At 61.8% G+C, this 26,730-nt stretch carries 16 protein-coding genes; 9 read left to right on the top strand and 7 right to left on the bottom strand.

Annotated features, from left to right (window positions below):
• Complete coding sequence (locus tag HMPREF3157_RS03380) at window positions 1-3,378, bottom strand: ABC transporter ATP-binding protein/permease (RefSeq protein ID WP_070435510.1); 3,378 nt, start codon at window positions 3,376-3,378, stop codon at window positions 1-3.
• Window positions 3,379-3,468: 90 nt separating this feature from the next.
• Between HMPREF3157_RS03380 and HMPREF3157_RS03375 the strand changes: the two genes are divergently transcribed.
• A complete protein-coding gene (locus tag HMPREF3157_RS03375; protein WP_070435509.1) occupies window positions 3,469-4,173 on the top strand; it encodes an exonuclease domain-containing protein in 705 nt (234 codons plus the stop codon).
• 10 nt (window positions 4,174-4,183) lie between these two features.
• Complete coding sequence (locus HMPREF3157_RS03370) at window positions 4,184-5,296, top strand: GuaB3 family IMP dehydrogenase-related protein (protein WP_016663902.1); 1,113 nt, start codon at window positions 4,184-4,186, stop codon at window positions 5,294-5,296.
• A gap of 62 nt (window positions 5,297-5,358) precedes the next feature.
• Here HMPREF3157_RS03370 and HMPREF3157_RS03365 read toward each other — a convergent pair whose 3' ends face one another.
• Both HMPREF3157_RS03365 and pta read right to left on the bottom strand, forming a co-directional pair.
• On the bottom strand, window positions 5,359-6,555 hold the full coding sequence (locus HMPREF3157_RS03365) for an acetate/propionate family kinase (protein WP_070435551.1): 1,197 nt from the start codon (window positions 6,553-6,555) through the stop codon (window positions 5,359-5,361).
• A 39-nt stretch (window positions 6,556-6,594) separates the two neighbouring features.
• Window positions 6,595-8,655 (bottom strand): phosphate acetyltransferase, encoded by a 2,061-nt coding sequence (gene pta / locus HMPREF3157_RS03360; RefSeq protein WP_070435508.1) that lies wholly within the window; start codon window positions 8,653-8,655, stop codon window positions 6,595-6,597.
• Window positions 8,656-8,737: 82 nt separating this feature from the next.
• Here pta and HMPREF3157_RS03355 point away from each other — a divergent pair, with 82 nt between their 5' ends.
• Genes HMPREF3157_RS03355 through guaA form a run of 3 tightly spaced genes read left to right on the top strand, consistent with a single transcriptional unit; the run spans window position 8,738 to window position 11,710 of the window.
• Entirely contained in the window at window positions 8,738-9,664 is a 927-nt protein-coding gene (locus HMPREF3157_RS03355; RefSeq protein WP_070435507.1) for an SURF1 family protein, read from the top strand.
• A gap of 35 nt (window positions 9,665-9,699) precedes the next feature.
• Window positions 9,700-10,080, top strand: a complete 381-nt coding sequence (locus HMPREF3157_RS03350; protein WP_016663906.1) for a DUF3817 domain-containing protein — start codon at window positions 9,700-9,702, stop codon at window positions 10,078-10,080.
• A gap of 25 nt (window positions 10,081-10,105) precedes the next feature.
• Window positions 10,106-11,710, top strand: a complete 1,605-nt coding sequence (gene guaA / locus HMPREF3157_RS03345) for a glutamine-hydrolyzing GMP synthase (protein ID WP_141740608.1) — start codon at window positions 10,106-10,108, stop codon at window positions 11,708-11,710.
• Window positions 11,711-12,040: 330 nt separating this feature from the next.
• On the opposite strand, the gene HMPREF3157_RS03340 is transcribed toward guaA, so the two are convergent.
• Complete coding sequence (locus HMPREF3157_RS03340; RefSeq protein WP_070435505.1) at window positions 12,041-13,030, bottom strand: GNAT family N-acetyltransferase; 990 nt, start codon at window positions 13,028-13,030, stop codon at window positions 12,041-12,043.
• A 50-nt stretch (window positions 13,031-13,080) separates the two neighbouring features.
• The gene (locus HMPREF3157_RS03335) at window positions 13,081-14,634 is read right to left on the bottom strand and encodes an MFS transporter (RefSeq protein ID WP_070435504.1); all 1,554 of its coding nucleotides are present in this window, start codon (window positions 14,632-14,634) and stop codon (window positions 13,081-13,083) included.
• 286 nt (window positions 14,635-14,920) lie between these two features.
• Here HMPREF3157_RS03335 and lysS point away from each other — a divergent pair, with 286 nt between their 5' ends.
• Window positions 14,921-16,423: a lysine--tRNA ligase gene (gene lysS, locus HMPREF3157_RS03330; protein ID WP_070435503.1), complete on the top strand. Its 1,503-nt coding sequence runs from the start codon at window positions 14,921-14,923 to the stop codon at window positions 16,421-16,423.
• A gap of 328 nt (window positions 16,424-16,751) precedes the next feature.
• Here the strand turns inward: lysS and potE are convergent, their stop codons facing one another.
• Entirely contained in the window at window positions 16,752-18,152 is a 1,401-nt protein-coding gene (gene potE / locus HMPREF3157_RS03325; protein ID WP_070435502.1) for a putrescine-ornithine antiporter, read from the bottom strand.
• A gap of 77 nt (window positions 18,153-18,229) precedes the next feature.
• Window positions 18,230-20,410 carry an ornithine decarboxylase gene (speC, locus tag HMPREF3157_RS03320; protein ID WP_070435501.1) on the bottom strand — a complete coding sequence of 727 codons (2,181 nt, stop codon included), beginning with the start codon at window positions 20,408-20,410 and terminating at the stop codon, window positions 18,230-18,232.
• Window positions 20,411-21,444: 1,034 nt separating this feature from the next.
• Between speC and HMPREF3157_RS03315 the strand changes: the two genes are divergently transcribed.
• The 3 genes from HMPREF3157_RS03315 (at window position 21,445) to HMPREF3157_RS03305 (ending at window position 26,623) form a co-directional block, all read left to right on the top strand.
• Window positions 21,445-23,304: a ribonucleoside triphosphate reductase gene (locus HMPREF3157_RS03315; protein ID WP_070435500.1), complete on the top strand. Its 1,860-nt coding sequence runs from the start codon at window positions 21,445-21,447 to the stop codon at window positions 23,302-23,304.
• Window positions 23,301-24,101: an anaerobic ribonucleoside-triphosphate reductase activating protein gene (locus HMPREF3157_RS03310; RefSeq protein ID WP_070435499.1), complete on the top strand. Its 801-nt coding sequence runs from the start codon at window positions 23,301-23,303 to the stop codon at window positions 24,099-24,101. The genes HMPREF3157_RS03315 and HMPREF3157_RS03310 overlap by 4 nt, the downstream gene beginning before the upstream one ends.
• Window positions 24,102-24,472: 371 nt before the next feature.
• Window positions 24,473-26,623, top strand: coding sequence for a bifunctional metallophosphatase/5'-nucleotidase (locus tag HMPREF3157_RS03305; protein WP_070435498.1), 2,151 nt, complete (start codon window positions 24,473-24,475; stop codon window positions 26,621-26,623).
• Window positions 26,624-26,730 lie beyond the last annotated feature (107 nt).

Below are 26,730 nucleotides of genomic sequence, written 5' to 3'. Positions count from 1 at the left end.
CTATTCGGCGCGCAGGGCCTCGACCGGGTCCTGTCGCGCCGCCCTGCCCGAGGGGATCACACCCGCCAGTACGGTGAGCAGCACCGAGATTCCCACGAGGATCACTCCCGCTAGTGGCGGGAGGCTCGCAATATTCTCGACGTCGAATTTCTGCTCAACGATGATGTTCGCCGGAATGCACAGCAGAAGCGTGATGCCCACACCAATAAGGCCCGCGAGAAGCCCCTCGATGATCGTTTCCGCATTGAACACGTGGCGGACGTCGGCCTTTGACGCCCCTACCGCACGCAGGATGCCAATTTCTTTGCGCCGCTCAAGCACGGAAATGTAGGTGATGATCGCGATCATGATCGACGAGACCACGAGCGAGATCGACACGAAGGCGATGAGCATCCACGTGATCACGTTGATAATGCTCGTTACCGAGCTCATGAGCATCCCCACCATGTCGGTGTAGACGATCTCCTTCTTCTTCTCGCCCCGCGCCTTGGCCTGCGCGTTGTAGGAGTCGAGAATGGCCTTGACCTTGTCCTTGTCCTTGAAACTCGCCGGGTAAATATCGACTTGATCGGGACTCGTGCGGTCTGCCCAGCCGAGCTTTTCGAGATTGTCCTCGTAGCTTGCCGCGCGCGTCGACACCATCGTCGACATGAACGCAGCGAGCTCTTCCTTGTCCATGTTCATTTCGAACGCATCGGCGAATTTCTCCGGATCGACACTCATGGCATTCGCGAAATTCTCGCCCATCGTGGACATCGCGTCATTGATCTGGCGTTCAATCTCGCCCTGGAGTGCGCTCATGTATTCCTGCATCATGGAGCCGATCGCGTTCGTCAAATATCCGCCGATGGCCTGCTGAATTTGGCTTGCGAGGGCGCCGCCTAGCTGGGTGGAGAGCTGCTCGGCGATGGCGTTCGAGAGATCGTTGCTGACCGCGGAGGAAACGTCCTTGAGGGCCGGGTCGTCGCCGAGGGCCTCGAAAAGTTGCTGTTCAAGTAGCGCGCGATCGACCACCTTGTCGGAGTTCGAAATCTCGTCTAGTTTCCCTTTGACCTCGTCGGTCTGCATGTACTCAAGCACGACCTCGGCCGTGTCCCGATCGGGAATCTGGTCGCCGTCGGAATCCGCATGCGCCGCGTAGTACTCCTGAAAGCCCTGGATGAGCGCGCCCGCCTCGCCGCTGAGGTACGCGCCGGCACCGGGCCGGATCACGTCGCCCTCGAGAGCCTTCGCGAGCGCGCCCTGGAGGTCGATGTCGGCGAGCTGGGGGTAGCGCGCGGTGAGGTCGGCAAGGTCGAGGTCCTGGGGTTCCACGGTTGGGGGTCCGATGGTTGCCGCGCCTGGGTCGAGGCTCGAAAAATCAAGGTCGCTCATATCGAGTGCGCCCGGATCGAAGTTCGGTGCAGGCATCGAGCTGAGATCGAGACCGCCGAGGTCCATCTGGAGTTTCGACTCGTCGATCTGGAATGCGCCGCGGATCTTCTCCTGGTCGACCGTAAACAGGGAGCTCATGTCAAAGTCGTCGCCCTGATCGTCGTTTTTGAGTTCGTCGAATGTCTTTCCGGTGAAAACGTCGACATCGGGATGCGCCCGCTGCTCGTGGACGATCTCCGACTGGGCAGCTTCGGTGATGACCTGGTCCGTGAGGGCGGGAAGGTAGGAGATGCCCTGCTGGAGTGCACCCATGTCCTCGCCTTCGTTGGGGCGCACGATGCCGACGATCGTGAGGCGCTCGCCCTTGTCGATTTTCTCGCGCATGAAGTCGGCATCGCCGCTGCGGTCGATCCACGTGCCGGTGTCGTCGTTGTGGGTGTAGGTCTCGAAGGCGTTGACGCGTGAGAACTCGGTGCCGATGATCTGGTCGTAGGTGTACTCGCCGGGTTTTGTGGAGGTTTTGTCGCCCGAGGTGCCGTCGGAATCTCCCGATGCTCGTCCCGCCTGCGTGTTTTCCATCATCTCGTCGAGTTTCGCGTGGTCCTTAAGGCCGAGCGTGTACTCGTATAGATCGGGCATTCGGCCATTTTCGTCGAGGACGAGCACGAGTTCGTGCGCGTTTTTTGGCCAGCGCCCGTCGAGAACTCGGTATTTCGAGGTGTAGAGCGCGGTGTTTTCGGGAAGCTGACGGAAGGCGTTCATCGAGAACATTGCGCTCGCGGGACTGAGCGAAAAGCCCCCCGAGTATTGAGAAAACGCCTGTTCAGGATGGACCTGCACGGGCTTGTCGGTGCCGAGCGCGTAGATCTGGGGTTCGGCTGCATAAGAGTATTCGATCGCCTTGACGTAGGAGTTGATTCCTCCTCCGTTGGCGTCGAAATACTTCTTGAGGGAGGCGAGATCGTTGGTGCTCGTCGAGTTCATGGAGCGCGTGTACATCTCAACGGCGCGCACCGTATTCGCTTTTTCTTCGCCTTTGGGCTTGGCGTTCGCGAGTCCCGATTCCATCGAGACCCCCGTTTTTTGGATACTGAGCGGGTAGTTCGCGAGAGCGTTTTCCTCGGTTTTGGCGATGTAGCTGTTGACGCCGTTCGCGAGCGCGAGAATCGCGGCGATACCGATGATGCCGATCGAGCCCGCGAACGAGGTCATGATCGTGCGGCCCTTTTTCGTCATGAGGTTGTTGAAGCTGAGCATGAGTGCCGTGAGCGGCCCCATGCGCGTGTTGCGCGTGGGCTTCGCTTCGCGCGTCTCCTCGAGGGCCGTGTCGAAGGGATCGGAATCACCGACGACGTTGCCGTCGGCAAACTCGACGACGCGGGTTGCGTATTCGTGGGCGAGCTCGGGGTTGTGAGTGACCATGATGACGAGGCGATCGCTCGCGACCTCGCGTAGAAGGTCCATGACCTGCACGGACGTGGCGGAGTCGAGGGCGCCCGTGGGCTCGTCGGCAAGAAGAATCTCGGGGTCGTTGATGAGGGCGCGTGCGATCGCGACTCGCTGCATTTGCCCGCCGGAAAGCTGGCTCGGTTTCTTGTGCACGTGTTCGCCAAGGCCCACTTTGGCGAGGGCATCGAGGGCGCGTGTGCGGCGCTCGGACCGCTCGACGCCCGAGAGCGTGAGAGCGAGCTCAACGTTCGCAAGGACACTCTGGTGGGGGATGAGGTTGTAGCTCTGGAAAACGAAACCGATGCGGTTGTTGCGGTAGCGATCCCAGTCGCGGTCCTTGAAGTTTTTCGTCGAGATACCGTCGATGACGAGGTCGCCGGAATCGAAGTGGTCGAGGCCGCCAACCACGTTGAGCATCGTGGTTTTGCCAGATCCAGATTGGCCGAGGATTGCGACAAACTCGTTGTCACGAAACGCGACGCTCACACCGGCAAGCGCGACCTGGGTAAAGGTGCCCGTCGTGTAGGACTTGGTGATGTTGTGCAGTTCGAGCACGGCTCTCCATGGTTGCTCGCGCGGAGGGGGTCTTTCCTCATCCTACGGCCGGCCACGTTTAAATGTCCCACCCCGACGTAGGCTTGTGACATGAGTTGGATTGACGGCCCGATGCTGGGCTTTGATACGGAAACCACCGGCACGGATACCGCGAATGATCGCATCGTGACCGCAGCCCTCGTGTTCTCCACGGGGCCGGGCCGCGAGGGCGAAACCGTCGCGACGTGGCTCATCAACCCGGGCGTGGAGATTCCCGAGCAGGCCTCGCGCGTGCACGGCATCTCCACGGAACACGCGCGCGCCTACGGCATGGAGCCCGCGCCCGCTCTTGAGGAAATAGCGGTGCGCATCGTTGAGTGCCTTGAGCAGGGCGCGCCGATCGTCGCGTTTAACGGTGGCTTCGATCTTTCGATCATCGAAGCGGAGCTGAGCCGCAACGGCCTGCCCACGATCGAGGATCGCCTTGGCCGCGCGATTGCGCCTGTCGTCGATCCGCTCGTGCTCGATCGCGGGCTGGATCGCTACCGCAAGGGCAAGCGCAATCTGTCGACTCTCATGGAGGTGTACGGGATCGAGGAGCCCGAGGGGAACATGCACACGGCAGATGTCGATGTATCCATGACCCTCGATGTTCTGCGCGCCATGGCGAAGAAGCACACGGTCATTGCCGAAAGCGATCTCGCCGAGCTCCACAAGAAGCAAATCGAGCTTCACCGCGCATGGGCCGAAAATTTCATCGACTATCTCAAGCGGCAGGGCAAAACACCAGACGTCAATCCCGTATGGCCTCTGTAGACTGGAAACCGTGCAGAACGAAATCGAAATTGGACGCAATAAGCGAGGCCGTCGCACCTACGGCCTCGACGATGTAGCCGTGGTGCCCTCCCGCCGCACGCGGGACCCGGAGGATGTCTCAACTTCGTGGCAGGTCGATGCCTACCACTTCGACATCCCGATCTTCGCGGCCCCTATGGATTCCGTGATGAGCCCCGAAACGGCGATCCAACTCGGCCAGTTCGGCGGGCTCGGCGTGCTCGATCTCGAGGGCCTGTGGACTCGCTACGAGAATCCCACGCCGCTCCTGGAGGAGATTGCGCGTCTCGACCCGAAGGATGTTCACCACCGCATCCGCGAGATTTACTCGGAGCCGATCAAGCCGGGCCTCATCCGTGAGCGCATCACGCAGCTACGCGAAGCTGGAGTGGTCGCGGCCGGTTCCCTCTCGCCGCAGCGCACGCAGGAACACTGGAAGAGCGTCGTCGATGCGGGCGTCGACATCTTCTTCATCCGCGGCACCACCGTGAGCGCCGAGCACGTCTCGGGCAACCGCGAGCCGCTCAACCTCAAGCGCTTCATCTACGAGCTTGACGTCCCCGTCATTGTGGGCGGGTGCGCAACCTACACCGCGGCCCTTCACCTCATGCGCACGGGGGCGGCGGGCGTTCTCGTGGGCTTCGGTGGCGGCGCGAGCCAAACCACGTGGGAGACCCTCGGTATTTCCGTGCCGCTCGCCTCTGCCGTCGCGGATGTCGCCGCGGCCCGCAGGGACTACATGGACGAATCGGGCGGCCGCTACGTGCACGTGATCGCCGACGGTGGCCTCGGTCGCAGCGGTGACATCGTGAAGGCTATCGCGTGCGGGGCCGACGGTCTCATGGTCGGTGCCGCGCTCGCACGAGCCACGGAGGCCCCCGGCGGCGGCTTTCACTGGGGCAGCGAGGCACACCACCCAACGATGCCGCGCGGGCACCGTGTCGAGGTCGGCCAGGTCGCGCCACTCGAGCAGATCCTGTTCGGCCCCGGCCTTTCTGCCGATGGCACCACGAACCTCGTCGGCGCGCTTCGCCACGCGATGGCGACGACCGGCTACACGGACCTCAAGGAGTTCCAGCGCGTCGAGGTCGTCACGACTCGCTGATACCCTCCACGAAAAATGGGGCTCGCCATTGTCGGCGAGCCCCACTTTCTGTGCGGTAATCGTTAGCCGCGTGCAACCTCGAGGGTCTGCTGCGCGATCGCGAGCTCTTCGTTCGTGGGGTACACGACAACGGTGACCTTCGATTCAGGCGCCGAGATGATCCACGGTTCCTTCTTACGCTGGGCGTTTGCTTCCTCGTCGAGGATGATCCCGAACTCCTCGAGACCCTCGAGGGCGCTCGAGCGGGCAAGCGAAGCGTTCTCGCCGATGCCCGCGGTGAACGTGATGACGTCGAGACCACCGAGGATGAAAGCGTAGGCACCCACGTACTTCTTGACACGGTGGGCCCACATACCGAGCGTGAGCTTCGCGGCTTCGTCGCCAGCCTCCACGGCGGCGGAAATGTCGCGGAAGTCGCTCATGCCGAGCTGGCCCATGAGACCGGACTTCTTGTTGAGAAGCGTGTCGACCTCCGCGGGGTCCATACCGGCCTGGCGGTGAAGAAGCGCATACACCGACGGGTCGATGTCGCCAGAGCGGGTGCCCATGACGAGGCCCTCGAGCGGGGTGAGACCCATCGAGGTATCAACGGGCTTGCCGTTCTTGACGGCGGAGGCAGAAGCGCCGTTGCCGAGGTGCAGGACGATCTGGCGGAGATCCTCGCCTTCGCGGCCGAGGAATCCCGGCACGCGAGAGGAAATGAACTCGTGGGAGGTGCCGTGTGCACCATAGCGGCGAATCTTGTACTGCTCGGCGATCTCCTTGTTGATCGCATACGTGTATGCCTCGGGCGGAAGCTGCGTGAAGAACGACGTGTCGAAGACGACGACGTGGGGAAGGTTCGGCAGGAGCGCGCGTGCACCGTTGATGCCGTCCACCGCCGCGTAGTTGTGCAGGGGCGCGAGGGCACCGAGTTCGTGGATCTGGTCGCGGACCTCGTCAGTGACGAGGGTGGCTTCAGGGAACACCGCGCCGCCCTGGACAACGCGGTGGCCAACGGCGCTCACGGTCTCCTCGGTCAGCTCAACGCCAACCTTCGCGAAGAGCTCCTCGACGACCTGCATGCCCTTGACGTGATCGGGGATCGAGCCCTCCCATGTTTCTTCCTTGTCTCCGGCCTCGATCGACGCGTTGCCCGTGGGCAGCGTGATGCGCTCGACGATGCCGGACGCGGTCACGTGATTCGAGGTCGGGTCGATGAGCTGGAATTTAATCGAACTCGAACCCGAGTTGATCACGAGAACGTTGCTGTTAGTCACGGTTTCTCCGTTCGTAGTCAAGAAGGGGCTCTTCGCCCGTCAGTTCTGGTTCTGCGCCTGGATCGCGGTGATCACGACGGTATTGATGATGTCCTCGACGAGCGCGCCGCGCGAAAGGTCGTTCACGGGCTTGTTGAGTCCCTGCAGGACGGGGCCGATCGCGATCGCTCCGGCGGAGCGCTGCACTGCCTTGTACGTGTTGTTACCGGTGTTGAGATCGGGGAACACGAACACGGTCGCGCGGCCAGCAACGGCCGAATCGGGAAGCTTGGTCTTCGCGACTGAGGCGTCCACGGCGGCGTCGTACTGGATCGGGCCCTCGACGTTCAGGTCGGGGTGGTTCTCCTTCACGAGCGCGGTCGCTTCGCGAACCTTGTCGACGTCGGCCCCCGAACCGCTCGTGCCCGTCGAATACGAGAGCATCGCAATCCGCGGGTCCACGCCGAACTGCTCTGCCGTTGCGGCGGACTGAGCGGCGATGTCGGCGAGCTGCTCGGCTGTAGGGTCGGGGTTCACTGCGCAGTCGCCGTACACGAGGACGCGATCCTCGAGTGCCATGAGGAACACGGAGGAGACGACCTTCGCGCCCGGCTTCGTCTTGATGATCTGAAGCGCGGGGCGGATCGTGTGGGCGGTGGAATTGACGGCGCCCGAGACCATGCCGTCGGCGTAGCCCAAATGGACCATCATCGTGCCGAAGTAGGAGACGTCCTGGACGGTGTCGCGCGCCTGATCGAGGGTCACGCCCTTCTTTGCGCGAAGACGCGCAAACTCTTCGGCAAACTTCTCGACGAGCTCTTCGTCGTGCGGGGATACGATGCGGGCTTCGGCGATGTCGTGGCCGAGCTGTGCAGCCTTCTGTCGGATCGCGGTTTCGTCGCCCAGCAGCACGAGGTTTGCAACGCCGCGGCTGAGGATCGCCTCGGCGGCGGCGATGATGCGCGGCTCATCGCCCTCGGGAAGCACGATCGTCTTCTTTTCACCCTGCGCGCGGGCAATCAGGTCGAACTGGAACATCATCGGTGTCACAACGTCGCTCTTTGCGAGGTTGAGTGCCGAAATGAGGTCGGTCATCGCGAAATTCTCGGCGACGAGACGGCGGGCAGCGTCGACCTTCTGCGGCGTCGAGGTGAGCTTGCCGTCGATATTGCTCGCGGCAACGGCAGCCTCGAAGGTGTTCTCCTCTGTCACGATGATCGGCAGGTCGCCCGTGCCGAGGGCCTTGATTTCTTCGGGAAGGTCGTAGCCGCCCGTGAGCACGAGCGAGCTGAGCGACGGGAACGTGCCCGACTGCTGTGACATGAGGATGCCCTGGATGAGATCGTGCCGGTCGCCGGGGGCGATCACGGTGCTCGACTCGTGGAGATTCTTGAGCACATTCGGCAGCCCCATCGCGGCCACGACGATGTCGAGCGCGACGCGATCGAGAAGCTCAGGCGCACCCTGGACGACCGTGCCGTTCACGGCATCCTTGATAGCGTTCACGCTCGGCGAGTACACGATGTCCGATTCGGGAAGGGCAGCGGTGATCACGCCTTCGGGAAGAACCTTCGCGATCTCTTCGCGGCTTGCGGGCAGGTCCTCTTCCGCGGCGCGGTTGATGACGACGGCGACGGGGGTCGCGTGGTTCTGTGCAAACTCGTGGAAGGCGATCTGGGCGACCGTCGCGGCCTGCTGCGGATCGCGGCGGCGTGCGCTGACGACCAGCACAACCGGCGCGCCGATATTCGCGGCCACGGAAGCGTTGAAGGCGAGTTCGGTGGGGTTTGCGAGACCGTTGTAGTCAGAGCCGAGAACGAGCACCGCTTGGTACTTCTCGCGCAGCTCCTGATAGCGGCGCATGATCTCTTCCTGCGCCTTCTCAGGATTGGAGTTCACGAGGTCGTAGGTGACGCCGAGCGCTTCGTCGTAGCCCTGGCTAATGCCCGGGTGCGAAGTAAGGAGTTCAACGGCGGCGTCACGCTCGTGGCGCGAATCGATGATCGGCCGGAACACGGCGACGTTCTCTGACGTAGCGACGAGGGCTTCAAGGAGGCCGAGGGCAACGGTGGACTTGCCGGAGCGTCCTTCTGACGAGGTTACATACACACTGTGAGACACGCTTTCTAGGATAGGGCGAGCAGTTGGACGCTGCCCGGGAACCAAGGGCCCACTCGTTCAATCTCACGCCTACACTTAAGGAATGCTTCGCGTCGCTCTCCGCCCCAAGTTCCTGGGCCTACTCGCCCTCATGGCAACAGCGACCCTCGTGTGCGGTCTCCTCGCGAACTGGCAGTTCGAGCGAGCAACGCGAGCCCTCGACGCCCGCGATGAAACGCAATCCGCCGCGCCCGTCCCGATCGAGGAGCTCATGGACGCGCACGCACCCGTCACAAACGCGGTCCAGGGGCGTCTCGCGTCATTCACGGGGGAGTTCGTGCCCTCGGAGCAAGTGCTCGTGCCCGGCCGCGAGATCGACGGCCACGACGCCGCCGTCGTCGTCACAAACGCACGCATCACCAAAGGGCCGCTTCGCGGCACATCCATCCCCGTCGCGCGCGGTTACACGACCGCCCCCTCGAGCGAATGGGGTACCCTTCCCGAGCCGCCCACCGGCTCGCATGAAATAGTCGTGCGCCTCGAGGCCTCCGAGGAGGCGAGCGGCACCGTGCGCCACGAGGGTGATGGGGGCGTGGCGACCGTCGGAACGCTTTCCTCCACCCTGCTCGTGAACGTGTGGGAGGGGCCCATGCTCGCCGGGTACGGGGCCCTCACGAACGAGGCGCGTCAGTACATGGCCGGGCCGGGGGAGTCCGACGGTGCGAGCGAAACCGCTGCGGAGGCTGGTGCGAGCGACTCCTCGGCGAAAGGGGCCGACGCTGCCGACGTCACAGCTGCGGACGCTGCCGCTGCGGACGCGTGGCGCGACCTTGGGCCGCTTCCCGCCGCACAGTCGAGCTTCACGAGTGGCCTCAACCTCCAAAACTTCGGATACATGCTCCAGTGGATCCTCTTCGGCGTGTTTTTCCTCTACATCTGGTGGCGAAGCGTGCGCTCCACCTACCTTGACGAGCAGGCTGAGCGTAGGCTCGAACTCGAATCGCGGCTCGCCGGCGAAACCTCGGACTAGCCGCCACCGCCCCAACCATGCCGCAAGGAGGCCCCGTGGCTCGCAAGCCGCTCAATGACACTCAAATCCGCACGTCGATGGCCCGCTTCCGGGTCGCCTCGATCGTGGAAGGTATCGCCCTGCTCGTGCTCGTCGCGATCATGATCATGCGCTACCTCGTGTACGGGGGCCAGAGCGATCTGTGGGCGACGATTTCAAAGACGTGGAGCCCCATCCACGGCCTCATCTACATGATTTACGTCGTGCTCGCCTTCGACCTGTGGAGCAAGATGCGCTGGGGCCTCGAGCGGATGCTCCTGCTCATGTTCTTCGGCGTGATCCCCGTGCTGAGCTTCTTCGGCGAGCGCTGGACCCACGCCAAAGTCGAGCGCGATCTCGCCGAGCGCCCCACGCTCGGCGATGCGGCGGACCAGTAGTACGCGCATTAGGATGGAGAGCGTGATGAACGACAACCAGCTCAGCACCCAGCAAGATCCGGTCCTCGTCGTCGATTTTGGTGCGCAATACGCGCAGCTCATCGCGCGCCGGGTCCGCGAAGCGAACATTTACTCCGAGGTCGTCCCAAACTCGATGAGCGCGAGCGAAATCCTCGCGAAGAACCCCAAAGCGCTCATCCTCTCCGGCGGTCCCAGCTCCGTGTATGCCGACGGCGCTCCGAAGCTCGACCCCGCGCTCCTCGAGGCGGGTATTCCGGTACTCGGTCTGTGCTACGGCTTCCAGGCGATCGCGCAGGCCCTTGGCGGCACGGTAGCCCCTACGGGCACGCGCGAGTACGGCGCGACCCTGCTCACTGAAATTCAGGGCGATTCCGTTCTGCTCGCGGGCCAGGATCTCCACCAGAACGTGTGGATGAGCCACGGCGACAGCGTTCACGAAGCCCCCGAAGGCTTCGACGTGATCGCCGTTTCGGCGGGCTCGCCCGTTGCCGCATTCGAGAATCGCGAACGGCGCATCTTCGGCGTCCAGTGGCACCCCGAAGTCAAGCACTCCGAGCGCGGCCAAGAAATCCTCGAGAACTTCCTCTACCGCGGCGCCGGCATCAAGCCCGAATGGACGATGTCCAACGTCATCGACGAACAGGTCGAGCTGATCCGCGCCCAGATCGGTGAAGACGGCACCGCCATCTGCGCCCTGAGCGGCGGCGTCGACTCCGCCGTTGCCGCGGCCCTCGTGCAGCGTGCGATCGGCGATCGCCTCACGTGCGTGTACGTCAACCACGGCCTCATGCGCCTTCGCGAATCCGAAGAAATTGAGCGCGCCTTCAGCGGTTCAACGGGCGGCGCGAAACTCGTCGTGGTTGACGCCGAAGAGCGCTTCCTCACCGCGCTCGCGGGCGTCACCGACCCCGAGCAAAAACGCAAGATCATCGGCCGTGAGTTCATCCGTGTATTCGAGCAGGCGCAGGAAGACATCCTGCGTGAGCAGGGTGTTGTTGACGGCGACCAGGCTCGCCGCAAAGCCTTCCTCGTGCAGGGCACGCTCTATCCCGATGTTGTGGAGTCGGGCGGCGGCGATGGCACCTCCAACATCAAGAGCCACCACAACGTCGGTGGGCTTCCCGACGATTTGACCTTCGAACTTGTGGAGCCGCTTCGCCAGCTTTTCAAGGATGAAGTGCGCACCGTCGGCACCCAGCTCGGCCTGCCCGACGAAATCGTGTGGCGCCAGCCGTTCCCCGGCCCGGGCCTCGGCATTCGCATCATCGGCGAGATCACGAAGGAGCGACTCGACACGCTTCGCGCCGCCGACGCTATCGCGCGCGAAGAGCTCACCCTCGCTGGTCTCGACCGCGACATTTGGCAGTGCCCCGTCGTGCTCCTCGCCGACGTGCGCTCCGTTGGCGTGCAGGGCGATCACCGCACCTACGGCCACCCCATCGTTCTTCGACCGGTGACGTCGGACGACGCAATGACCGCCGACTGGGCGAAGGTTCCCTACGATGTTCTGTCGAAGATCTCGACGCGCATCACGAACGAGGTTGATGGCATTAACCGCGTCACCCTCGATGTGACGAGCAAGCCGCCGGGCACGATCGAGTGGGAGTGATCCCGCGGTAGTAAAGGGCTCGCTCCTTTGGGGAGCGGGCCCTTTGCCATGCCCAGGGGGAGCTTCCCCGACCAGCGCATTGGGGAGCCTAGTAGTTGACTTTCCTTGGCTCCGGGTCCCTGGGCTACCGTCGTCTCTTTTCGAAGGTGGTGAAAAATCACCACCTCACGTTGATATCTGGGCCTCTGACGCTGTTTTTCACCACTTCCGCAGGGAAGAAGACGGTCGCGGGGTGAGGGGTGGGGCGGGGTGAGGGGAGTGGAGGGGAGGGATAAAGGGGGGCCGCGGGGTGAGGGGGTTGCCGCGGCTAAAGGTGGGGCGGTGCGAGGGCTAGAGAGTGATTTCCTTGTGCCACGTCTCCTTGAGGAAATCCTGGCGCCAATTCATCTTCTCGTAGGCGAGGTTTGCCCCCGTGGGAGAATCGGCGTCCACAAAGAGCTCGCCCCGACTAAAGCCATGTTCCATGGCAAGCAGGTAGAACGCATCGAGCAGCGCGTGTGCCGCTCCCTTACCGCGACCCTCGCGCGTCACGCCGAGATACTCCACGTGGGCCGTCTTCGACTCGGGAAGCCACGACGTCATGAGCGTGCCGATCACCATCGGTGCCGAACCATCCGCGGGAACGAGCTCAGCCAAAAGATCGCGGTCCCACTCGTGATGCGCATACAGATCCGTGCGCTCGCACCACTCGTCGAAGCTCTCCTCGAAGTGATTGAAGTGATCCTCAAAAGCATGCTCGAGAGCAGCGTGGGCAGCGCGGCGATCCTCAACGTCGGCAAGAGTGCGAACGCGAACATTCGCAGCTACGCGGGGAGCCAAGGAAGCGTCGGACTCCCGCTCCCTGATTTCTTGCACACGCGCGGGGATGTCCTGGTCCATCACCACCCAGGTGCGCGCTTTCGCAAAGCCAGCGTCAGCGAGAGCCTCCGCGCGGATACAATCGCCCGGGCCGACCTCCGTGACGATCACGAAGCCCTCCTCGCCGCGCTTCTCGCCAAGCATGCGGGCCTGCTTCTCGATCCACTCCAGGCAGCGCGCGGCATGCGCGATATAGAACTCATCGCCACGACGCACCGCCCACTTCGCATCGATGCGACCCCGAGCGTGATCGTGCACCATCGCGTACGCCACCACCGGTGCCGGTTCCTCGCCAGAACAGCGTGATTCGCGAACCACCATCGCGGAGTGTCCCGCCTCAATCGTGTTGATGAGGTCAGTGCCGTCGAATACCTCAGAAGGATCAGAGGCGCGCAAAAGATCCCTCGCAATAAGGGCGATAGCGGGGTAATCGGCGGGGGTGGGAGTATCGACGAAAGCCATGACCTTAGCCTAGAGCAAAAACCTGCACCAAAACTGTGTTGAAAAGTCCATTACTGCAGGTCAGGGGACTCTTGCGGGGGTTTTGCACCGAGCTTGTCCTGAAGCCTCAAATGCAGTTCGGCGCGCATGCCACGCAACGCAATAATGGTCGCGGCAAAGGCCGCAATGCCAGCGAGATACATCGCGGCATTCTGCCCATCAACGAACGATGCCTTTGCAAGATTCCAGGCCACTTCCGGATTCGCAGAATTGCCCGGCTCGGCCAGTACCGCCGCCGAACCGATCGTCTGCTTTGCCTCCTCAAGCACTTGATCCGAAATACCCAGACCAGCTTCACGCGAGGACAGGGAGAGGCGATAAGCGAGCATCCCCACGCCACCAAGAACCGCAGTGCCCAGCGCCCCGCCAAGCTCGTACGCCGTTTCGGAAATCGCCGAAACGGAGCCGGCCTCCTTGTCCGGGGCCGACGACAGAATCGTGTCGTTCGTGAGCGGCTCCGAGAACCCGATACCTAGACCGATGAGGAACGTGCACAGGAAGTAGAAGAACGGGTTGAAGTGGACGGTCACGAGCAGCGGCACCGAAAGGCAGCCCATACCGCACGTGAAAAGGCCGAGAGCCACGAGCTGGTTCGACCGGAACTTTCGCGCAAAGACCGGGGAGATGAGTGCGCCGAGAATCGTCGCCACAACCATCGGAAGTGCCCAAAGGCCCGCCTCGATCGGCGAAAGTCCCGAAACAACCATGAGGTATTGCGGGAAGAAGAACAGCGTGCCAATCGTGATGAAGTACGCGATGCCGTTAATGAGTGTTGCCGAGCGGAACGTCGGCTCCGAGACCACATCCACATCGAGAATTGGGTTCGCAACAACGTACTGGCGACGCCAAAAGAGCGCGAGACCCGCCGCACCAGCGACCAAGAGGCCTACCTGCCAGATCGCGAAATCATCAATGAGAAGCTTGAAGCTCAGCACCAGCGCAAAGATCGACGCGATCAGCAGCACGGGGGAGAAAAGGTCGATGCGCTCGGCTTCCTCGAGTTCTGATTCGGGAACGTAAAGCTTCGCGAGGATCACGAAGACGATCACGATCGGCACGTTAATAAAGAACACGTACCGCCAGTTCGCGACCTCGAGCAAAATGCCGCCGAGAAGCGGGCCAATCGCACTACCGCTAGAGAAAGCTGCCGACCACAGTGCGAGCGCGAGACGCCTCTCCGAACGCTTCTGGAAAATGTGGCGGATCATACCGAGCGTCGACGGCATGAGAGTCGCGCCACCGAGTCCCTGGAGGGAACGACCCACGATCAGCATGAGCGGTGACGTACTAAAGCCCGACAAAACAGAGGCCGCGCCGAAGAGGGCAGAGCCCCACATCAAAAGACGAAGCCGCCCGAAACTGTCACCGAACTTTCCCATCACAATGAGCAGGCACGCGAGCACAAACGAGTACGAATCGACGATCCACAGAAGTTCATTTGCCGACGGATAGAGATCCTGCGAGATGCCCGGGAGCGAGATGCTCAGAACCGTGACATCGATACTGATCAGGAAAACTGGCAACAGAACGACAGCTAGGGCAGCCCAGCGCGCTCTCCACGACATTTCTATACACCGTCTTTAAATCTTTAGTTTATGGATCCAGTATATCTGACGGGCAACCGCTTGGCCCGTGGATGTGGGGAACGTCGTGCTGCACACGACCGTCGGATCAAAACGAAACTCTGCTTACGCCCCCCTTCGGATAGCAGTGAACCAGCCGCTCACGCCTGCAAGAGTGATAAAATCGCAGTACTAATCACCGGTGAAAATCCCCGGAAGTACCTAACCCTAAAAACGCAGTACACGTGAAAAGGAAACGATCGTTGTGCCTGAACTGAATGGTGGCCACATGGACGGGGCGCAAGCGCCCAGCTCGGATCAGCGTGCGGTTCGGATGCGCAAGCGTTCCGACATGCTCGCGGGTGGCGCCCGTGCCCCCTATCCCGTAGGTGTTGAGCTCACAACCACAATCCCCGAAGTCGTCAAGGAATTCGGTGGCCTCGAAGCCGGTGAGATGACCGACCGCGTCGTCGGTCTCGCTGGCAGGGTCATCCATATTCGCGAAACCGGCAAGCTCATCTTCGTCGCTCTTCAAGCCGGTGACCACACGCGCCTTCAGGCGATGCTGAACTTCAAGGCAATCGGCGAGGAGGCCTTCAATGACTTCCGAGCCCTCGTCGATATCGGCGACCACCTCTTTGTCCACGGCACCGTCGGCACCTCACGCCGCGGCGAACTGTCCGTCTTTGCTGATCGGTGGGAGATGGCCTCCAAGGCAGTGCGCCCCCTGCCAAACCTCCACGGTGATCTGAGCGAAGAGGTGCGCGTGCGCCGCCGCTACGTCGACCTCATTACCAACCCCGAAGCGCAGCGCATCGCGCGTCTTCGTATGCGCGTCCTGCAGTCCATCCGCCAAACGCTCCACGGACACGACTTCCTCGAAGCCGAAACCCCGATGCTGCAGACCATCCCCTCGGGCGCCTCGGCTCGCCCCTTCTCGACGCACATGAACGCGTTCGACATGGAGCTGTTCCTTCGCATCGCCCCCGAGCTATTCCTCAAGCGCGCTGTCGTGGGTGGCCTTGACCGCGTTTTCGAAATTAACCGCAACTTCCGTAACGAGGGCGCCGACTCTACGCATTCGCCCGAGTTCACGATGCTCGAGTGCTATCAGGCCTACTCTGACTACAACGGCATGGCCGAGCTCGCACGCGAAATCATCCAGAACGCTGCGATTGCCGCGACTGGCTCGACGCTCGTCACGCTCGCCGACGGAACCGAATTCGATCTCGGCGGCGAATGGAAGCGCATCGACCTGTACGAGAGCCTGTCCACGCATGCCGGCGAGGAAATCACGCCTGAAACCTCCGTCGAGCACCTTCGAGAGCTTGCCCGCAAGTTCGAGGTTGAGGTCGAGGAAGAAAAGCTCGGGCACGGCAAGCTTGTCGAGGAAATTTGGGAGCACCTCATCCCCGACGAAGAGCTCTACGCGCCAGTGTTCGTCATGAACTACCCCGTTGAGACCAGCCCGCTCACCCGCGACCATCGCGAACGCAAAGGCGTCGTCGAGAAGTGGGATCTCTACATCCGTGGTTCGGAGATCGGCACTGCCTACTCCGAGCTCGCCGACCCGGTGATCCAGCGTGAACGCTTCGTCCAGCAGGCGCAGCTCGCCGCTGGCGGTGACGAAGACGCTATGCGCTACGACGAAGACTTCTGCGATGCCATGGAGTATGGCTTCCCGCCGTCAGGCGGCATGGGCATGGGGATCGACCGTGTCCTGCAGACCATCACCGGCCTCGGTATCCGCGACACGATCCTGTTCCCGCTCGTGAAGCCGATTACGGAATAAGAGAGCGTAAGCAGCAAACGTTAGGCGGCCGCTTCGGGACTCGTCCCGGGGCGGTCGCCTTTCGTGTGTTTGTTGGGCCGGGCTATTGGTGCCTGGGAAATATAGGCTAGGGCCGGCGATGGGGGTTAGGGTCCGACGGTTGCTCAGCAAGCGTCAGACCTTCCGTTTCACGGGTGCCCAGCTTGCCGCCACGAGATCTGCACCTCGGTGCGGTGAGCGGGCAAAGCAAATCGCAAGTGGCTCTGTACGCAAAGAAGCGCTCCCGCCCCTTGGAGGGGAGCGGGAGCGCTTACGGTGAAAGAAGTGAGCTGAGCTAGCTCGCTACTAATCAGGCCTGAGCAGCCTCGGCTTCAGCGGCGGCAAGTGCCTCCGGATCCGAGCCGACTGCTTCGACGTTCATCTCACCATGCTTGATGAGGTTCGGAACGATGAGGCCAAACAGACCCCAACCGAAGAACGTCACGAGGCAGCCACCGATGAACGCTTCGGCGCCAGCGGCGTAGAGAGCGTAGAGGCTGTACAGAAGCGAGATGAAGGCGACGATGACGGTCGTGCGACGCGTCTTCGAGGGAACCTTCTCGACGAACATCATGGCGGCAAGTGCAGCCATCGAGAGGATGTACGGCATGACGTTCGTGACCACCGCGAGGTTCACGAGAACCTCGAACTGCTTCGAGAGCTCGGGGCTCATGGTCATGAAGGTGATAAGCGTCTGGACAGCGGTAATGATGACCATACCGAGAATCGGGGCGCCGTTCTTCGAAAGCTTCGTGAACCACTTCGGAAGCATGCGCACGAGAGCCATCGAGCGGGCAACCTCGGCGATGGTGAACTGCCAACCGAGCAGCGAACCGAAGCAGGAGATAACCATGAGGCCAAGAACGATGCGGCCGATAACCGGGTTGAACATCTGCGAGAACACGAGGCCGAACGGGCCGTCGGAGGACGCAAGTGCAGCGTTGTCGACGATACCTGCGATGACGTTGGTCGACACGATGTAGAGAACAGCGGCACCGATGGTACCGAAGAGAACCGCGCGGGGAACGTTCTTCTCGGGGTTCTCAACGGCGTCCGAGTTGGCCGAAGCAGACTCAAGGCCAAGGAACGCCCAGAGAGTCATCGAGATCGACATGCTGATGGCCTCGAACATGTTGTACGAGTGCGGGTTCCACGAGGCTGCCCAGAGGCTGCCATCGAACCAGAACCAACCGAAGATACACATGAAGAACACGGGAATGATGACGCCCCAGATGGTGAAGGACGAGATCTTACCGGTAATCGAGGCACCACCGAAGTTGAGGACGGTCGCGAGCCAGAGGGTTGCGATCGTGAGCAGACCAACGATCACGGGGCCATTGGCCATTTTCGAGCTGTCGATCTGCATGAACGAAAGTGCGTAACCAACAGCCGAAATCGCGATCGCGATGTTCGCGATCACGAGCGAAATAAAGTAAGTGAAGTTTGCGGTGAAGTTGCCGGCCTTACCGAAGGCGTATTCAGCGTAGCCGCCCATGCCGCCGGGGCGCTTCGAGTAGCGGCCTGCCATAGCGAAGGCGTAAGCAAGAAGGGTAGCGCCGGTCGCGGTGACGAGCCAGGAAAGGATGGAGACGGTGCCGACTTCGGCGAGCTTCGTGGGAAGCATGATGATGCCGGAGCCCATCATGTTCACCATCGTGAGGATGGTGAGCTGGACAACGCCCATCTTCTTGCGTTGAGGAGTCTGTGACATGTGATGTGACCTTTAGATCGAGTCAGGAAGGAGGGGTGGGAGAGCAGGACTCTCCCACCCCGAACCTTGCGCTGAATTTACTTGTTGCGGATGACGTACCCGTAGGCACGCTGGCGACCGTCTTCTTCGGTCACCATGTGAACGCCCTGGAGCTCAGGCGCGAAGCCGGGCAGCTGGTTGATGCCCTCTTCGAGTGCCATGAAGTAGTCGTACTGCGGGCCGCCCCAGACCTCACCGGGGACAACCACGACGACACCCGGGGGGTAGGGAAGAGCGCCCTCAGCCGCAACGCGGCCCTTGCACTCTTCGATCGGCAGGTAGTCGACGTTGCCGCGGATGAACTCGACGTTTGCTTCCTGCGGGGTCATTTCGACCTTCGGGAAGTTCTCCTCGCGGAACATGTCCTTCTGGAGCTGAGCAACCGTGCGGTTCTTGTAGAAGTCGTGCATCTCCTGGCAGAGCTGGCGGATCGTGTAACCGCGGTAGCGGTCCTCGTGCGCAGCGTAAATCTCCGGGAGAACTTCCTGAAGCGGAACGTCCTTCTCAACAGCCTCTTCGAAGCGGCGGAGCGCAGCGACGAGGTTCGAGTACTTCTGGATCGTGTCCGCCGGGGTGAGGAGGAACAGGATCGAGTTGAGATCGCACTTCTCGGGAACGATGCCCTGCGTGCGCAGGTAGTTCGCGAGAATGTTCGCCGGGATGCCGAAGTCCTCGTACTCGAAGCCACCGGTCTTGTTGATGAGGCCCGGCGTGGTGAGCAGGAGCTTCATCGGGTCGACGAAGTACTGGCCCTCAACGTAGCTGTCGAAGCCGTGCCACTGCTCGCCCGGGTGGAACTCGAAGAACTTACGGTTCGAAGCGATGGTCTCGGTGTCGTACGACTCCCAAGGCTTGCCGTCGACCTCGGTGGGAACGAACGGCTTGAGCATCTTGAGGTTGCCGAGGATGAGCTTACGAGCCTCAATGGAGTTCTTGAGAGCTTCGTCCCACAGCTTCTCGCCGGCGCCGTTCTCGTGCATCTTGGCGTTGATGTCGAGCGAGGCGAACAGCGGGTAGTAGGGGCTCGTGGAGGCGTGCATCATGTACGAGTTGTTGAACTGGTCAAAGTTCACGTACCGATCCTGGCCCTTGATGTGCGAGTCCTTCTTGTGGATCTGCGAGGCCTGCGAGAAGCCAGCCTGCTGCTTGTGCACCGACTGGGTCACGAGGATACCGGGGTCGTTCTCGTCGAGCTCGAGGAGCATCGGCGAGCCTTCCTTCATGATGTCGATCCACTGCTCGTAGCCAACCCATGCGGAGTCGAACAGGATGTAGTCACAGAGGTGACCGATCTTGTCGACGACCTGGCGGGCGTTGTAGATCGTGCCGTCGTAGGTGCCAAGCTGGATGATGGCGAGGCGGAACGGGCGCTCAGCCTTTGCACGCTCGGGGTCAACCTTCTCGAGGCGCTCACGGATGTAGTCCTCTTCGAAGCAGTGCTCGTCGATACCGCCGATGAGGCCGAACGCGTTACGTGCGGTCTCGAGGTAGACGGGCTTGCCGCCGGCCATGACGAGGGCGCCGTGGATGTTCGACTTGTGGTTGTTGCGGTCGAACAGCACGAGATCGTCGGGGCCAACAACAGCGTTGATGGCAACCTTGTTCGACGACGAGGTGCCGTTGAGGATGAACCAGGTGTTGTCGGCGTTGAAGATGCGAGCAGCAGCTTCAGTGGCCTGGACGGGCGGGCCGTCGTGGATGAGGAGGTCACCCATGGCGACGTCCGCGTTACAAAGGTCGGTGCGGAAGAGCTCTTCGCCGTAGAAGTCGAAGAAGCGACGGCCGGCCGGGTGCTGGCGGAAGAACTGGCCGCCCTGGTGGCCGGGGCAGTCGAACGGCGAGAAGCCGCGGTTGTAGTACTTCGTGAGCGCGCCGAAGAACGGGGGGAGAACCTCGTCCTCGAACTTGTCAGCAGCGGCAGCGATCTGGCGAGCGAAGTAGTCGCCCTGGAGCTCGTCGAGGGCGATAACGCCGTGGAGGCCCTCGAGGTTAGTGGTGTCCTTGGTGCTCTTAACGGCGGCGAAAACGGGAATGCCGAAACCGTATTCGTTGATCTCGGCGACCTTACCCGCGTCGATGTCATCCTGGTCGAGGATGATCGCGGAGATGTTCGCGAGGTCGCCGCCCTGGAGTGCGGTCAGTTCGTAGCCGGGAATCGGATGGATCGTTGTGTCAGAGCCGAGAAGAGCGGCGCTGACTCCAATAGTCCTGCGGAGCATTTTCACTTTCCTTGCATTGGAGAAAATCTCGTCGGCACAGCTTTGTCCGACACCTCGAAGCTACACCCATCCCCGCGCGCATTTCTAGGGAGTTAAGTCCCTTCGTTTGTTGTTGTAACGGGATGTTTACGTCGAGTGCGTCTGCGATTTGCGCGGGGTCGGTTTCTGTGCAACGCTGCGCGCTCTCGTTCAACTTCGTCCAAATAGTGATCTAGATCCTTTTGTGGCGGGTGCGCTCCCAGTGTTACGGCCTGCAGTTTTGGCTTTTAGGGTCCGATGGTGGTGTGTGTGACATCGTGACTAAGGACACAGTGTGGCGCGCGCCTTGTTGGCAGGTGGTTGGACGCCGGCGTTTCAGTGATGCGACACCTTTGAAACTGCACAGTGAGACTGAAGGTGGGTAGCCCTCGTCGATATCTATTGCCAGTAATCCTCTTAATCGCGCGTTTTTCTGGATATTTAAAATTCCTCGGCATATTGCCCTGGTTTAGTGGTTGGTCAGCGCGCACGCACTTCTTGTCCGGTGGGGGTGGTGCTGGGTGAGGGGCTGTACTGAAGGTGGGGATTGCGGGTGTTGAGGGGCATCGGGGGTTTGGGGTGCTGCGAGGGTGCTGACGGTGGGTGTTGCGGGCGCTGGAGCTGTTGGCTTTGGGTGGGGTGTTGGTCGGGTCGTTGGTGGTTGCTTGTTTGAAGGTGGTGAAAAGTGGCCGCCTGGAGCTGGAATCCGGGCATCTGCGGCTGTTTTTCACCACTTTCCCGAGAGGAGGCGGCTGCCGGGGCGGGGGTTGGGGCGGCTGTTGGGGGCGAATTTGGCGACAGTTAATTAGGAGTAGCCCCGGCGCCCGCCTATCGGGACGTTCGTCCCGATCTGTGCCGCTCACACCGTCACGAAACCACTACATGTTGTGGCCTCCGCGTGTCGCGGCACAAGATGTGCCTCTCGCGAGTGAATCTAGGTGGGCAGCCGAAAGCTCCGCACGCGGGGCCCATCGGCACATCGAAGCACACCACCCCATTTGCGATAGGAGCGCACCATGCCCGCACGCCACCACGCCGAGCGCACCCTTGTAGACCCGATTTCGACGATCAGTGATTATCTTGGCCGCGCCGATTGGCGCGTGAATGCGAACGCGAACCAGGGGTACAGCGTTGGCGGGCTCGTGCTCAACTCGGCGGGAAAGCTGGTCGCGAACTACTGGCTCGATGAGGTTTTCAGCGCGGAGGCTGGCCAGGCCCACCGCGAGGGCGATCTCTATATCCATGACCTCGACATGCTCACGGGATACTGTGCGGGCTGGTCGCTGCGCACGCTCTTGCAGGAGGGCTTCAATGGTGTGCCGGGCGCGATTGCCTCCGCGCCCCCGAAGCATTTTTCCAGTGCCTGCGGGCAGATCGTGAACTTCCTCGGGACGCTGCAAAATGAGTGGGCGGGTGCGCAAGCGTTCAGCTCATTCGATACCTACATGGCGCCGTTTGTGAGGCTCGATGCGATGAGCTACGAAGAGGTGCGGCAGAACATGCAGGAGCTCATCTATAACCTGAACGTTCCGAGTCGCTGGGGGAGCCAGTGCCCGTTTACGAACTTGACGTTTGATTGGAACTGCCCGGATGACCTCAAGGATCAGTATCCGCTTATTGGCTCAGAGGTGTGCGACTTTACGTACGGCGAGCTGCAAGAAGAAATGGACCTGATTAATCGCGCGTACATCGACGTGATGACGGAGGGGGACGCGAATGGTCGCGTGTTCACCTTCCCGATTCCGACGTACAACATCACGCGGGACTTTGATTGGGACTCACCGAACTCAGAGCGTCTTTTCCGGATGACCGCGAAGTACGGCCTCCCGTACTTCCAAAACTTCATCAACTCGGAGCTTGATCCCGGGCAGATTCGCTCGATGTGCTGCCGCCTCCAGCTCGATCTTCGAGAGCTCCTCAAACGCGGCAATGGCCTTTTCGGAAGCGCTGAACTCACGGGCTCGATTGGCGTGGTCACGATCAATATGGCGCGCCTGGGCTACCTCCACAAGGGTGATGAAGCCGCGCTCATGGATGCTCTCGATCGCCTCCTTGACCTGGGTAAAGACACTCTCGAGAGGCGGCGCGCGACGGTGCAGGAGCTCATCGATCGCGGGCTTTACCCGTACACGAAGCGCTACATGGGCCACCTCGGTAACCACTTCTCGACGCTCGGGGTTAATGGCATGAACGAAATGGTGCGGAACTTTACGGGTGATGCCCACAACCTCGTGACGGATGACGGGCGCGCGATGTGCGTGCGGATTCTCGACCATATTCGCGGGAAAATGGTCGAATTCCAGGAAGAAACCGGGAATCTCTACAACCTCGAGGCGACACCTGCCGAGGGCGCAACCTATCGCCTCGCGAAAGCGGATCGCGAGCGCTATCCCGAGATCATTCAAGCGGGTACCGCCGAAAACCCGTACTACACGAACTCCTCGCAAATTCCCGTGGGCGCGACCGACGATCCATTTGAAGCATTGGAATGGCAAGATGAGCTGCAGACGAAATACACGGGCGGCACGGTTTTGCACCTGTACATGAATGAACAGATGAGTTCGCCCGAGGCGGCGAAACAACTCGTCAAGCGGGCCCTGACGCGTTTCCACTTGCCGTACCTCACGATCACGCCGACGTTTTCAATCTGTGCGAGCCACGGCTACCTCAAGGGCGAACACCACGTGTGTCCCACGTGCGGCGAAAGCTGCGAGGTGTGGACACGCGTAATGGGCTACCACCGCCCCGTAAGCTCGTTCAACATTGGCAAAAAGGGGGAGTTCGAAGAGCGAAAGTTCTTCACGGAGGGTGCGGCTGAGCGCCACGGGGAACTTCGCGCGTCCGACGCTCGCCCGGAAACCGTCGTCCCTGCATGAGTGAGCATTCCGCAGCCCTGAGTCCGCATGATCTCGCAATTGCGGGCCTCGTGCCGCTCTCGACGGTGGATTGGCCTGGAAAGCTTACCGCGACGCTCTTTCTCCAGGGTTGCCCGTGGCGGTGCAACTATTGCCACAACCACGCGATCCTCGACCCCCGAACTCCGGGCACGGTCACGTGGGGCGAGGTCGAGGATCTCTTGGCAAGAAGGCGCGGGCTCCTCGATGGTGTCGTGTTTTCCGGGGGAGAGGCGACGCTCCAGCGTGCCATCACCCCTGCGTTTCAAGAGGTGCGGGCGCTCGGGTTTCGCACCGGCCTGCACACGGGAGGTGCCTTTCCGTCCCGGATTCACGACATCGTCTCCTCGGACCCAGGCGGGCCTCTCGTCGATTGGGTCGGATTTGACCTCAAAGCACCGCCCGAAGTGTTTGAGGAAACCGTCGGACTGAGAAGCGTGAATCCGAACGCGAGCCGCGCCTTTGAACGCTCACGCGAGTCGTTCCTCGCACTTGCACGCGCCGGGGTAGAGATTGAGCTGCGCACGACCCTCACCCCGGTGCTCGCCCCGTACGCCCCGCGCATCGTCGAGGTCGCCTCGGATCTCTGGCGCGAAGCCGGGGCGGAGAGGGAAGCGCGAACGCTGATTTTTCAGCAGGCGAGGTCCGACGGTACGTCCGATACCTTTGCGCGCACGCTTCCCGAGCGCCCCCGCTGGAACCGAATGTTCGAGGCGGTGCTCGAAAGTGCGCGGACGACCGGCGACGTGGTGGGTGTTCGTGTCGAGGCTCGTGCCTAGGTAGGACCTTCCGCCGCGCCTACGGGATGAGGTTGCGGGGAATCGGCTATGGGCTACGGCACTGATCAAGGTGATCCCTGTACGCCGCCTGGGGCTGCGGGGCTGCCTCCGAATAGGCTAGGAATCTAAACCCTACGTTTGTGGCGGAATAGCCCGGCATACCGCCGCAAACGTTGGGTCTAGAATCGAAGGGCACGGACGACAAGCGTGGACCTTAAGCGCGAGAGCCGTCGGACCCTTATCCCTGCAGATCCCGCAAACTGCACTCGTTCACCAAGCCGTCACCGTGTCCACCCCGAAGTGCAAAGTTGTGGGCGTAACCTTGGGCTGCTTCCCCTTGTCCCATGCCCGCATCTCCGTGAGGATCATTCATGCGCCTTTTCCCCCGCCGTGCCCTGCTGACGGGCGCGAGCCTGGCCACAGCCAGCGCCCTTGCCCTTTCCGCGGCAGCGCCCGCGCTCGCGGCCGTGAACGACGACGGTTCGAAGACCATTACCGTCGCAACGTTCACCGACCTCCACGGGCATCTAGAACGAGTCCCGAACGTTGCCTACCAGATTGAACAGATCAAGGCGGAGAACCCAGGCGACACGATTGTCGCGTCCAACGGCGACTCGGTGGGGGGTAGCGCCTACATTTCGTCGGTCCAGAAGGACGAACCTACCATCGAAGCGCTCAACGCGATGGGCCTTCAGGTGTCCTCGGCCGGCAATCACGAGTTCGACAAGGGGTACAAAGAAGACATGGCGGCAGGTGCGCGCCTGAACAAGGAATCGAATTTCCCGTACCTCGCAGCGAACCTCACCGGGGCCGATCCCGAAGCGATCCCGCCGTACACGATCATCGACACGGAATCAGGCGTGAAGGTCGGTTTCATCGGTACCGCGCCCATTTCCTCGCCGAAGGATATTTCGGTGGACTCCTTCACGAACCAGGGGCTAGCGGTCACTGACCCCGTTGCCGCTGTCGACAAGTACGCGGCGCAGCTCAAGGATGGCGACGAGTCCAACGGCGAAGCCGACGTCGTCATCGCCCTCGTGCACGATGATGCTGACATTGCGGCGAAGGTTGGCAAGAACGTTGATGCCGCGGTGGGTGGCCACAGCCACCGCAAGGCTGAGCTCGCAACGGCGAGCGGGGCTCCCGTAATTCAACCGGCAAACTTCGGCCAGCTTCTCGGCCGCTTCGACATCACCGTTGCTGCGGACGGCAAGGTGAGCGTGAAGGCGTCGATGAGCGAGGTTGCCGACATCGAGCAAACTCCCGATGCCCCTACGGAGCCTAAGGCGATGGACATCTACTCCAAAGCCGCCGCCTACGCCGAAAAGACAAACAAGACCCTCGCCGAAATCGAGGGCAAGGCACTCACCGCCCGCTCCTCGGGTGCCGAGTCCACGGCCGTCAACATGATTGCCGACGGTTTCCTTGCGTGGGGTAAGGACCAGAAGCAGGGCGCCGACCTCGGCTACCAGAACGCCGGCGGTACCCGCGCTGACCTCGATCCGAACCAGGACGGCAAGATCACCGTTGTCGAGTCGGGAACGGTGCAGCCATTCGGCAACACTTTGGGTACTGTCGAGATCACCGGTGCGCAGCTGATCGGGCTCGTCGAGGCGCAGTTTGGTACCGACGATGCCGGCAAGCCCCGCGTGAAGAATGCTGGCTTCAGCCGGAACCTTTCCTACACCTACGATCCCACGGCCCCCGAGGGATCGAAGGTGATGGACGTCCGTCTCGATGGCACACCGATCGATCCGAAGGCGACGTATACGGTCGCCACGACGTCGTACCTCCTTTCGAGCGTGTTCGGTGACGGTAAGAACCGCATCGACTCGACCGAGGTTGATCTCGATGCGTTCAATGCATGGCTAAAGAAGGTTTCCCCCTACAAGGTTGATCAGGGCCAGCGCGGAATCGGCTTCACGTCCTCCGCCAAATCGTTCAAGGCCGGCGACAAAGTTGAGGTGAGCCTGAGTTCACTGTCCATGACGGCCGACGAAGACAAGCCGACCGAAGCGGTGATGTACGACGACAAGGGCAATGAGGTTGGTCGCGGCCCGGTGGACAACACCCTTGACGGCAATGAGACAGGCAAGGCCACGTTCACCATTACGATCCCGAACTACACGGAATCCGGTACCTACGTCTACACCATCAAGGCTGGCGCGACGACCGGTTACGTGGCCCTTGTGTTCGACCGGGGTGGTATAGCGCCGGGTACCGGCAACGGTTCCGAGGACACCCCGGCGGATGATTCGGAAGGCGCGGGAGGCTCGGCCGGTGAGGAAGACCCGGGCGTGGGCGATTCCGACGGTACCCCCGCCGATGGTGAGGGCTCGGATGTTCCAGCGTCGGCGGGCGATGGAAGCGAGAGGGTTTCCGGTTCGACCGGTGCGCGCGGTACGGGCGCTTCGGCGCTCCCGCGCACAGGCGCTGAGTCGCTCGGTGTTGCTGGCGTTGCCTTCGCGGCTATCGCTGCGGGTGGTGTGCTCGTATCGCGGCGACGTGCAAGCCGCGCGTAGCTTGAGCTGACCTCTGATTTCGGGACTCGGATCCGGGCCTATGTGGCTTGGGTCCGAGTCTCGCGTTTTAAGCTGCTCGGGGCTGCGGGGCTGCGGGGCTGCGGGGC

The organism is Dermabacter sp. HMSC06F07 (assembly GCF_001807345.1).
In the GTDB taxonomy this organism is placed as follows: Bacteria; Actinomycetota; Actinomycetes; order Actinomycetales; family Dermabacteraceae; genus Dermabacter; species Dermabacter hominis.
This window is presented reverse-complemented; position numbering and strand designations above follow the sequence as displayed.